The sequence below is a fragment of the Micromonospora sp. NPDC049891 genome (assembly GCF_040660295.1).
GTDB lineage: Bacteria > Actinomycetota > Actinomycetes > Mycobacteriales > Micromonosporaceae > Micromonospora.
The window spans coordinates 1-1225 of sequence record NZ_JBFAML010000084.1; the positions used below are offsets into that span (position 1 = coordinate 1).

Annotated in this window: 2 protein-coding genes; both read right to left on the reverse strand. The window is 55.9% G+C overall.

Going from position 1 to position 1225, the window contains the following annotated elements; all coding sequences use genetic code 11:
* Positions 1–712 (reverse strand): cbb3-type cytochrome c oxidase subunit I (locus AB0I71_RS32570; protein WP_357591208.1); only part of this gene is annotated, 712 nt, incomplete at its 3' end.
* Between the two features lie 3 nt (positions 713–715).
* Positions 716–1225 (reverse strand): COX aromatic rich motif-containing protein (locus AB0I71_RS32575; RefSeq protein WP_357591210.1); only part of this gene is annotated, 510 nt, incomplete at its 5' end.

A 1225-nucleotide genomic window follows, 5' to 3' on the forward strand; every position in this document is an offset into this window, starting at 1 on the left:
GGACGTTAGTACACAGTGCCGCCCAGGTGAACACCGGCATCTTCATCAGAGGCATGCCAGGGGCGCGCATCTTCAGAATGGTGGCGAAGAAGTTCACGCCGGTCAGCAGGGTACCCAGACCGGAAATCTGCAGACTCCAGATCCAGTAATCGACCCCGACGCCAGGACTGTACTCTTTACCCGACAGCGGCGGATACGCCAGCCAACCGGTCTGAGCGAACTCACCGACCCCCAGGGAGATGTTGATCAGCACAACGCCCACCACGAAGAACCAGAAGCTCAGGGAGTTCAGGAACGGGAAGGCAACGTCGCGCGCACCGATTTGCAGCGGTACCACGACGTTCATCAGGCCGACTACGAAAGGCATCGCCATGAAGAAGATCATGATAACGCCGTGCGCGGTGAAGATCTGGTCGTAGTGGTGCGGCGGCAGGAACCCGGCTTCGCCGGCGGACGCCAACGCCTGCTGGCTACGCATCATGATGGCGTCGGCGAAGCCGCGCAGCAGCATGACCATCGCCACGACGATGTACATGATACCAATTTTTTTATGGTCGACCGAAGTCAGCCATTCGCTCCACAGCCACTTCCATTTGCCGAAATAGGTCAGCAGCGCCAGCACTGCCAGGCCCCCGACAATAATTGCGGCTACGGTGACCATGATGATCGGTTCGTGGTACGGAACCGCATCAAGTGTTAATTTTCCCAACATCAGTTATTCCTCGGCTCCGGCGTGAGCAGCATGTTCACCCATGTCCATACCTTGGCTCATGTCCATGCCTTCGTGCGCGCCAGCGCCCTTGTGCATATCCATGTCGCCCATGAATTTGGCAATTGTTTCTTTGAACAAATTCGGTTTGACAGCGGCAAAGTACTCAACCGGGTTGTTTTCACTCGGCTCTGCCAGTTTGTTAAAGTCGTCGGTGGTGTTCAGGTTTTTAGACGATGCCTTCACCTTGGCCACCCACTGATCGAAGTCGCCTTCGGTCGGGGTAACGATCGCGGTGAATTTCATACCGGAGAAGCCTGCGCCGCTATAGCTGCTGGAGATGCCCTTGTAGGCACCGGCTTCGTTGCCGATCAGGTGCAGTTTGGTCTGCATGCCGGCCATCGCATAAATCTGTCCACCCAACTGCGGGATAAAGAACGAGTTCATTACCGAGTTAGAGGTGATCTTGAATTCGACTGGAACATCTTTCGGGAAAGCCAGCTCATTAACGGTCGC